We start from the raw sequence: 7,581 nt of genomic DNA on the forward strand, positions 1-7,581 counted from the left end.
GCCGGTGCAGGCAAGGCGCGTTTCTGACCATACCACAGTCGCTTGTGGACAGATTGGGGACAGGTTCACAATATATAGAAAATCAGTCTTTTCGGCGCAGACGCGCGATGAAGAATCCGTCGACATGCCCCTGTTCGGCCAGCGTCGTCGGCAGCGTGCGGACGCAACCGGATTCGGCTGGCGCCAGACCGGTCGGCAGCTCGTCATGGGTGACCGGATCGATCGCAAACTGGTCATGCCGCTCGAGAAACGCCTCGATCTGCTCTTCGCCTTCTTCTGGCTCCAGCGAACAGACCGCATAGACCAGAGTTCCGCCGGGCTTGACCCAGCGAGCGGTCCGGTCGAGCAAGGCGCGCTGCACCTCCACCCGGTCGGCGATCTGGCGGGAGCCGATACAATGGAGCACATCGGGGTGCCGCCGGAAAATACCGGTAGCGCTGCACGGCGCGTCGAGCAGGACGGCATCGGCAGGTTCCGCCGGTTCCCAGTCCATCAGATCGGCAATCACTTCTTCGGCCTGCAAATTGGTGCGTTTCAGATTGTCCTGAAACCGTTCCATTCTTTTAGCGCAGTTATCGACGGAGACCACTTTCCAGCCGGCACTGGCCAGCTGCATGGTCTTGCCGCCGGGGGCTGCGCAGAGGTCGAATATCGTCCGGCCTTCGCCTTCGCCGAACAATCGCGCGGGGATTGAGGCGGCCAGATCCTGCACCCAGAAGCTGCCTTCTTCAAATCCGGCGAGGCCGGTAATTGGAAGATTTGGAAGCATCCTGAGATGTTTCGGAGCGAGCTTCTCGCCTTCCAGCGCGCCGGCATCATCGGATTGAAAGCTGAGGTCGAGCGGCGCGGGCTTGGCCCATGCCTTGCTCGCTGCATTGGCGACATCCTCGCCCCAATTATGGGTCCAGCGATCCAGCGTTTCCCCCGGGATTTCGGGAAATTCGGGGAGTTTCAGCTCGCCCGATTCAACACCGCGCATGACGGTCGAGAATACACCATGGACCAACCGGCGGGGGCCGCCGTGGACCAGCGGCAATGCGGTGGAAATCGCCGCATGTTGCGGCGTATCCAGGATCAGCACCTGCGCCAGGGCGATGCGCAACGCCATCCGCGGTTTGGCATCGTCGGCCAGCCGGTTGCGAGTCGCGCTGTCGATCATCGCATCGAGCGCGGTCATCCAGCGCAGAACATTGGCGGCAATATTGTGTGCCAGTGACTTGTCGGACGGATTGGACAATTTGCCCGTAGCAGCGGACATCGCCTGATCCAGCGTCTCTCCGCGCCGGCAGACGGCGTCAAGCAGACGAATGGCGGACTGGCGCGTAGCGAGGCCGGGGATAGCGTTATTGGGTTGGTTCATTTTTATTCCGCGATGATTTGGCTTGCAGAACCCGGGTGGCTCGCTCTGCCCCACCGCATAGACCTTCCCGCGTTTCGATCAAGCTTTTGGATGGAAGCGGGCCGGGCAAAGAAAGCGCAATCGCGGATTTGGAGGCTGACCGCCAGCATTCGCTTCGATCCGCCAGCCCGCTCCGCAATCCACCATGGCCGTGGGGTTGTGATCTACATCACTCGGACATTCGAGAGTTTCGCTAGGTCGAAATCTGGATTGATCAAAGTTCCTTCAACGATGCCTATCTCGCCTCACACTACTGCTCTGTTCGTCGCCGTGATCGTGACGCGAGAAAGCTATCGGCAAGGAATATTGATGGATCAATCCGTGATTTCGCCGATGTATGATCGGTGAAAAGACTACGTCCGCTGCCGGATGATGGCGCATTGCCAGCAAAGGCGGCATTCAATAAAAATAACGGGAAACAACTATGAAAAAATCGATTGCAACCTTGACAGTTTTAGCCAGCGCCTTTGCACTCGGTGCATGCGGTACCAGCAATGAAACATCGGAAACTGCCGCGACTGAAGAAGCTGCAGAGGCTGTGACGACGGAGGCATGTACCCAGGACGCCATGATGGCCAAGGCAACGAAGCTTGGTGAAAAAATGCAAGCCCTGGCCGGCGATCCGGAAGCGATGCAGAAAATGACCAGCAAGATGCAGGAAGTTCAGGAGAAGATGCAGGCAGGCGCTGCTGACGGAAGCTTTGGAATTGCCGAAGCTTGCGCTGTCTATGACGAGATGCTCGCCGAGTAAGGTAACGAGAACCGACAAACGAGAGCACGGCAGGGATCAGTCTCTGCCGTGCTGTCATGCGGGAATGAATTGGGCTGGACCTGGATCCGGCCTTTTTTGTGCGCGCCCGCTGGAAATTTTTCCTGGTGCATATTCTCTTGGTGGATGCGGTCCGATTTGCTGAATTCAGGCTATATATTCGAAGCGGGAATGGACTGGTGCACGCGGACACGCTTTCCGATGGCCTGTTCTCCGTGAGATAAGCGCTCAACATTTGTGAAAATTGATCAATTTTTATGATATGCGGTCATGATCGAGGTCATAAGGGGGTGAAAAATGATCTGCACATCATGCGGCACAGAGAATCAGGCGGATGCTATTCATTGCACCAATTGCGGCGAAGCCCTGCCAAAGTCCGAGGCGACCGCACCATCAGCAACGAGAAGCAAAAGCAGCGATCCGGGAATCGCATCGGGCTGCCTCATCCTGCTTCGAACGATATTCAGCATGCCGATCAGGACCGCCCATCTGGCGGCGCACGAACTCCGCAAGATTGCCAAAGCGGGTGCTCTGGTCACGGACAAGGACTTTCCACACCTGTTCTGGTGCAAGGCGATGCTACCCGTCGTTGCGACATTCCTATCTGCTCTGGCGTTTGTCGTCACGCTTGGATCAGCCACCGTCATGGGCGGCATCATCGGATTTTTTGCAGGGCTTTTTGCGGCAGCGCTTGCGGCGATCGTCGCCGACTGGTTCATCATGATTGTCGGAGAATATCTCATGGTGAAGGTGGTCAGCGTTCAATATTATAAAATGCATATCGAGGAAGCGGAGAGAGAGATTACGCGGGTCGGTGGCTAGAATAGCAGAGCGCCATTGCCAGATCGGTGCCGGCGGATTGATGCCGCCGGATTTTGCTTCACACCTTTATTTCCAAGCGTGCATCAGGACTGCAGGCCCCGCAGCTCTATCGCGTCGGATCCAGCGCGCTTGGCTTGCGCAAGCGAGTCATGTCGCCGATTTCATCGGCCCTGCTCGACCAGCCGCCGGAGCCGGAACCGCCGCCGTGTGCCATTGCTTCCAGCGCTGCGATCCGGTCTTCGGTGGCGGGATGGGTGGAGAACATCTGGCGGACACCGCCCGGCACGATATAGAGCTGGGACGCGGCCGGATTGCGCTCGGCGACCGGATTGGGAATGCGCGCCGCCTGCCCGGAAATCTTGGCCAGCGCGGAGGCCAGCGAGAGCGGTTTTCCGCTAATCTGCGCCGCCGCTGCGTCGGCACCGAATTCGCGGGTGCGGCTGATCGCCATTTGCACGATCATCGCCGCAAAGGGCGCGATCAGCACCGCCATCAGGCCAGCAATTCCGGCGTTGCGGTCACGGAAGAACAGGCCGAAATTGGCCAGCATCGAGACAGCACCGGCGATCGTCGCGACCATCGTCATGATGAGCGTATCGCGGTTTTTCACATGGCCGAGTTCATGCGCCATAACGCCTTCAATCTCGTCATGGCTGAGCGCCTTTAACAGGCCGGTGGTAGCGGCAACCGCCGAATGTTCGGGATCGCGGCCGGTGGCAAAAGCATTGGGCTGGGCCTGATCGACAATATAGACTTTCGGCATCGGCAATTGTGCCCTTTTCGCCAAATTTTGTACCATATTGTAGAATTCGGGATGGCTGGTGGCATCCACTTCGACAGCATTGTGCATCTTGAGCACGATCTTGTCAGCGTTCCAGTAAGTGAACAGGTTCATGCCCGCCGCGACCACCAGGGCGATGATTGCACCGCCGCTGCCGCCGAGCGAATAGCCCAGAACCATGAACAACGCGGTCAGCGCCGCCAATAGCATGGTTGTCTTCATGAAGTTCATCGTCTGCACTCGCTTGATTATATCGGTCTTAGCTTCAATATAGGGTCAGAAGCGGGACGATTCAATTTGGCGGACAGGCAAAAATATGACCGATAGCGATAGAAAAGCCGGTGAGCGGCCAGCCCATGTAAAGGCGCCCGCGCATCTTTCCCCGAACAAGCCGGTGCCGCAGCCTGATCCGCTCGACAAAGCGGAGGAGATTGCCGGGAAAAAAGGCCCCACCCGCTATGGCGACTGGGAGCATAAGGGCATCGCCGTCGACTTTTAGCGCGCTTTGGCTGGCGCTATTGCGGAAGGTCCATGAATTCGGCGATCGCGGCCGCAGCGCGTTGCGCCGGAGATTCGCCGTCCTTCATGTCAAAGGAATAAGCAAAGGCCGCCGTCTGCGCCTGCCGATATGCGTCCGATAGCGGGGAAACCGCGTCCAGCGCCGCACCGAGACCGGCAAGTTCATCGAGCACCGGACCGAATGTCCAATGTTCGTAATTGGCATTGCCCTGCCATTCCGCGCCGTGCGAATTGAGGAAAATCGCCGGGCGCGGGTTCTGGATATATTCGTAAATCTGGCTGCTGACGTCGCCAAGATAGATATCGGCGGCTGCGGTATAGGTCATGTCGACGCTGCGGTCGCTGCCGGTGTCGATGTGGATATGGTCGAGCCCGGCGAAACGCGGGTCGATACGCTGGCGAAAGCGCAATATGCGATGCTCGACCGATGCCAATATCTTGCGCTGGAACAGCATGACATGCGGCGCGAAGATCAGATTATAATCCTTCTGACTGGCGAAATAGTCGAGTATCTCTTCGCCGAAACGAAACCAGGACGAGAGCATCGGATCGAAATGCGGGTTGTAGAGAACAACAGGTTTATCATTGTCGAACAGCTTGACCGGTGGCCGGTTCGCGAAAGCCCCGAATTTGGGATAGCCGACGATGCGGTGATTGTCGGGGCGGATGACGCCCTCCGCCAGCATCCGGTCGCGGGTTTTCTCGCCGGGCAGCAGCACATAGTCAAACAGCCGGATTTCCGGGGAGAAGCCGATCGACCGGTCGCCAGCCCCGTGGGGAAAGTAAATCAGCTTTGGCCGGTCGGAGTGGCCGTTCTTCTTGAGAAAAGTCGTGGTGGTTTCCGGCACCACCAATGCGTCGAAACGCCGGAAAAATTCGGCGTTTTGCCTCAAACTATTCAGCCGGCTGAGCGGAACCGCGTTGCCCAGCATCTTCTCGACCAGCCGAATCCCGCTATTCGGCTGGATCGACAGAAAGGCGGGCGGCGGCAAGGCGGGGTCGAGAAACTGCCTGACCGCCTCGGCCTGCCGGTCGCTGGAAGTGATGACTTCGACATGCGCGCCCGGCGCCCGCCGTTGCAGCGCGGAGATGATCGGCGCAGTATGGGCAACCTGGTGCAATTCGTCATGATTGAACAGAAAGCCGATACGCAGTGGATGGGGCGACGGGTCGGAGGTCATTTCCTTCCCATCGGATGTCCAGCCTCATTAGCGCTCAAGCCTTCAACCATATTGATCCCCCCCCTTCGCGGTTCTTGGACAGTTTTTTTGCGAAAGTCCACGAAGTCTCGATCCGGGACAGCCCGCGACCAAATGGAAAGGGCCGGATCGAACGGCCACTTTGCAAAAGCGGCCACTGCGGCTAACAGTCGTGGGCACAACCGGTTTTCGCAGGAAGCGATAGATCATATAAGGACGCCCGTGACCGCTGTTACTGAACCCGAAATATCCCCCCGTGACTTACACCCAGACGTAAAACCGCTGTGGACCGCGATCATATTGGCTGGCCAGCGCCCCGAGGGCGATCCGATGGCTGTTTATTGCAACGTCAAATATAAGGCGCTGATTCCGATCAACGGCCAGACCATGCTCGAACGGGTGACGCGCGCGTTGCTGGCCTCTCCCGATGTCGGTAACATCGTCATCATGGCCCAGTCGCCCGAAGATCTGCAATCCGGCCTGGCTCCTGATCTGGCAGAGCATGAAGGCATCTCCTTTGTCGAATCCGGTGACGGTATCGCCACCAGCGTCCACAATGTTATCGGCACCGCTATCGCGCCATGGCCGGTGCTGGTAACCACCGCCGACAATGCGCTGCTGACGGCAGAAATACTCGATAGTTTCTTTCGCAGTCACAACCGGCAGGATGTCGCGGTCGCGGTCGTCGAGCGCAAGACGATGCTGGCCGCCTATCCCGATGCCCGCCGCACCTGGCTGAAATTCCGCGGCGGCGCCTATAGCGGCGCCAATCTGTTCGCGCTGCATAATGAAGCCGCAAAACCGGCAGTGGCTTTCTGGTCTTCGGTCGAGAAAGACCGCAAGAAGGGCTGGAAAATATTCGCCCGCTTTGGCCCCTGGCTGCTGTTTCGGGCGCTTAGCCGGACGATCAGCTTCAAAGGCGCGATGTCGGACGCGGGCCGGCGCATGACCCTGAAGGCAGAGCCGATCATATTGCCGATAGCGGAAGCCGCGATCGATGTGGACAAGCCGGACGATCTGGAACTGGTGACCGGGATACTGGAGCGGCGGGAGGGGTGATCCAAATGCGGTTTGCCGGAACAATCCACGCCCGCTTTTTGCCTGACGCAGAGACCAAGCCCGGCTGAAGCACAAAGCATCAAATATAATAGCCAATTGAACATAAATTGATGAGCCCGCAGGCAGATATATCCGAATCGCGAACTGGCCTGGAATATCGACTTTCCCGCAATGACCCACGCTGAGAATCGAATCGGTTGCAATTTTCACCGCGGGCGCAATAATCACCAGGTCTATATCGCCCCGACAACGGGCTATTGATGCAAGGAGAGATATAGCGGTAATCTGGGGGGTCTCATGGCTTATTCAGTGAAATTGAGCGCCGAATCCGGCTATCTTATGGTTGATCATGTTTCCGGCCTTATTGCCGAAGCCTCCCGGCTGCACGAGCAAGCCCTCGAGTGTGCGGCTGCGGGCGACCGAACGACTGCTGCCGATTTATACGGACAGGCGGGATCGCTGGCTTCCGTTGCGGTTTCCTTCCGTTACGATCTGGCAGATGTCCATGCTGATACGCAGGATGCGGATGACTTGATTGCCATGCTCGATAAATGGGCCGCGACATTGGAGTGGGCCCAAGCTTTGAACGATGAGCCTCGAGCTGCCGTTGCCAACTCTGTTTTTGGCTGGGCGAATGAATAAAACTGTAAATTGCCCAGCCTTATCCGGAGACTGATCATGGCTCAGTCTATTTTCGCACGGCTTTTTGGCTTGATGCTCCTCGGCGAGCGGGAGCCGAAGCAATCGAGCCGGGCATGCGGCGCCCAAACCTCTCTGGATGCGACATCTTTTTGTAATGGGCAAGCCGCCCTTGCTGGCACCGCGGAAGTTTTTCGGAGGACAAACGGCCGGATTGCCATTTTTTGAACGGGAAACTCGCGGGTGGTAGCGCAGCGGGATATTTGGATGATCCACCCTCCCTTGCCGTCGGGAGTTTTTCGGGCAAACATGCGCCGCATGTTTGCTTTTAACCGGAAAACTGGAGCGGGCGAAGAGATTCGAACTCTCGACCCCAACCTTGGCAAGGTTGTGC

Annotated in this window: 8 protein-coding genes; 5 read left to right on the plus strand and 3 right to left on the minus strand. The window is 57.8% G+C overall.

All coding sequences use genetic code 11. The annotated features are described in order from the left end of the window. Positions 1–82: 82 nt before the first annotated feature. Positions 83–1,360, minus strand: coding sequence for an RsmB/NOP family class I SAM-dependent RNA methyltransferase (locus AACZ86_RS15015; protein ID WP_339693941.1), 1,278 nt, complete (start codon positions 1,358–1,360; stop codon positions 83–85). A 463-nt stretch (positions 1,361–1,823) separates the two neighbouring features. On the opposite strand from AACZ86_RS15015, the gene AACZ86_RS15020 reads away from it, so the two are divergent. Then, on the plus strand, positions 1,824–2,150 hold the full coding sequence (locus tag AACZ86_RS15020) for a hypothetical protein (protein ID WP_339693944.1): 327 nt from the start codon (positions 1,824–1,826) through the stop codon (positions 2,148–2,150). A 315-nt stretch (positions 2,151–2,465) separates the two neighbouring features. Next, positions 2,466–2,990: a zinc ribbon domain-containing protein gene (locus AACZ86_RS15025; protein ID WP_339693947.1), complete on the plus strand. Its 525-nt coding sequence runs from the start codon at positions 2,466–2,468 to the stop codon at positions 2,988–2,990. Between the two features lie 106 nt (positions 2,991–3,096). On the opposite strand, the gene AACZ86_RS15030 is transcribed toward AACZ86_RS15025, so the two are convergent. Beyond that, positions 3,097–4,002: a M48 family metalloprotease gene (locus AACZ86_RS15030; protein WP_339693950.1), complete on the minus strand. Its 906-nt coding sequence runs from the start codon at positions 4,000–4,002 to the stop codon at positions 3,097–3,099. Positions 4,003–4,087: 85 nt separating this feature from the next. Here AACZ86_RS15030 and AACZ86_RS15035 point away from each other — a divergent pair, with 85 nt between their 5' ends. Beyond that, positions 4,088–4,270, plus strand: a complete 183-nt coding sequence (locus tag AACZ86_RS15035) for a DUF1674 domain-containing protein (protein WP_339693952.1) — start codon at positions 4,088–4,090, stop codon at positions 4,268–4,270. 16 nt (positions 4,271–4,286) lie between these two features. Here AACZ86_RS15035 and AACZ86_RS15040 read toward each other — a convergent pair whose 3' ends face one another. Next, the gene (locus AACZ86_RS15040) at positions 4,287–5,471 is read right to left on the minus strand and encodes a hypothetical protein (protein WP_339693955.1); all 1,185 of its coding nucleotides are present in this window, start codon (positions 5,469–5,471) and stop codon (positions 4,287–4,289) included. Between the two features lie 240 nt (positions 5,472–5,711). On the opposite strand from AACZ86_RS15040, the gene AACZ86_RS15045 reads away from it, so the two are divergent. Further along, positions 5,712–6,548, plus strand: a complete 837-nt coding sequence (locus AACZ86_RS15045) for an NTP transferase domain-containing protein (protein WP_339693958.1) — start codon at positions 5,712–5,714, stop codon at positions 6,546–6,548. A gap of 297 nt (positions 6,549–6,845) precedes the next feature. Further along, positions 6,846–7,190, plus strand: coding sequence for a hypothetical protein (locus AACZ86_RS15050; RefSeq protein ID WP_339693961.1), 345 nt, complete (start codon positions 6,846–6,848; stop codon positions 7,188–7,190). The last annotated feature ends 391 nt before the right edge of the window (positions 7,191–7,581 follow it).

Source organism: uncultured Parasphingorhabdus sp. (genome assembly GCF_963975735.1).
Classification (GTDB): Bacteria; Pseudomonadota; Alphaproteobacteria; order Sphingomonadales; family Sphingomonadaceae; genus Parasphingorhabdus.

Excerpts from the sequence above, each read along its gene's own strand:
- AACZ86_RS15015 (WP_339693941.1), bottom strand. The coding sequence starts at position 1,360 with ATGAACCAACCCAATAACGCTATCCCCGGCCTCGCTACGCGCCAGTCC.
- AACZ86_RS15020 (WP_339693944.1), top strand. The coding sequence starts at position 1,824 with ATGAAAAAATCGATTGCAACCTTGACAGTTTTAGCCAGCGCCTTTGCA.
- AACZ86_RS15025 (WP_339693947.1), top strand. The coding sequence starts at position 2,466 with ATGATCTGCACATCATGCGGCACAGAGAATCAGGCGGATGCTATTCAT.
- AACZ86_RS15030 (WP_339693950.1), bottom strand. The coding sequence starts at position 4,002 with ATGAACTTCATGAAGACAACCATGCTATTGGCGGCGCTGACCGCGTTG.
- AACZ86_RS15035 (WP_339693952.1), top strand. The coding sequence starts at position 4,088 with ATGACCGATAGCGATAGAAAAGCCGGTGAGCGGCCAGCCCATGTAAAG.
- AACZ86_RS15040 (WP_339693955.1), bottom strand. The coding sequence starts at position 5,471 with ATGACCTCCGACCCGTCGCCCCATCCACTGCGTATCGGCTTTCTGTTC.
- AACZ86_RS15050 (WP_339693961.1), top strand. The coding sequence starts at position 6,846 with ATGGCTTATTCAGTGAAATTGAGCGCCGAATCCGGCTATCTTATGGTT.